At 46.7% G+C, this 589-nt stretch carries 1 protein-coding gene; it reads left to right on the top strand.

All coding sequences use genetic code 11. The features are described 5' to 3' along the window. A partial coding sequence (locus ABS784_RS16945) for a transposase (protein ID WP_352513363.1) occupies positions 1-555 on the top strand: 555 nt, incomplete at its 5' end. Positions 556-589 lie beyond the last annotated feature (34 nt).

Genomic DNA, 589 nt, shown 5'->3' with positions numbered 1-589 from the left:
CCAGCGATGAAAAAAGCGATTCAAGGGGCGTGTCCGGAAGCGAAGCATGTGGTCGATTATTTTCATGTGATTCAATTGTTTACGGAAGCGTTGGATCGATGCCGCAAATCCTTCGGAAAAGGGAACAAGAAACATGGGCATGTCCGGTATGTTTGCCGCTTATTGACCCAGCGCCCCGAGAAGCTCACCGAGGAGGAACGCCAAACGGTGCGGGAGTGGCAGAAAGAGAGCGATTCCTTGCAGGCTGTCTATCAATCCCTTCAACATTTTCGTTATGTATCCAAAAGCCAAAACGAGCGACAAGCGAAACGTCGTTTGAACGCCTGGGTTCATCGGTATTTGTTTTGTCCTTGTTCTGCTGTTCGCGCCATCGCAAAATCACTCGTCAAACGAACAGACGAAATCATATCGTGCATTTTATCCCCTTATTCAAATGGGAAAATGGAGGGAACAAATAACAAGATCAAGCTGATGAAACGTCGGGGATACGGATACAGAAATATCCAGCGTTTTGCATTGCGGGTTCGGCTAGAAACAGCTAACATACTTTCATGACAGGTGCAAGTACAACTTTTGGTGATGAACCAAA

It is taken from the genome of Geobacillus sp. G4 (assembly GCF_040327975.1).
GTDB classification, from domain to species: domain Bacteria; phylum Bacillota; class Bacilli; order Bacillales; family Anoxybacillaceae; genus Geobacillus; species Geobacillus thermoleovorans.
The sequence above is the reverse complement of the archived record's forward strand: the minus strand, read 5'-3'. Positions and strand labels throughout refer to the sequence as shown.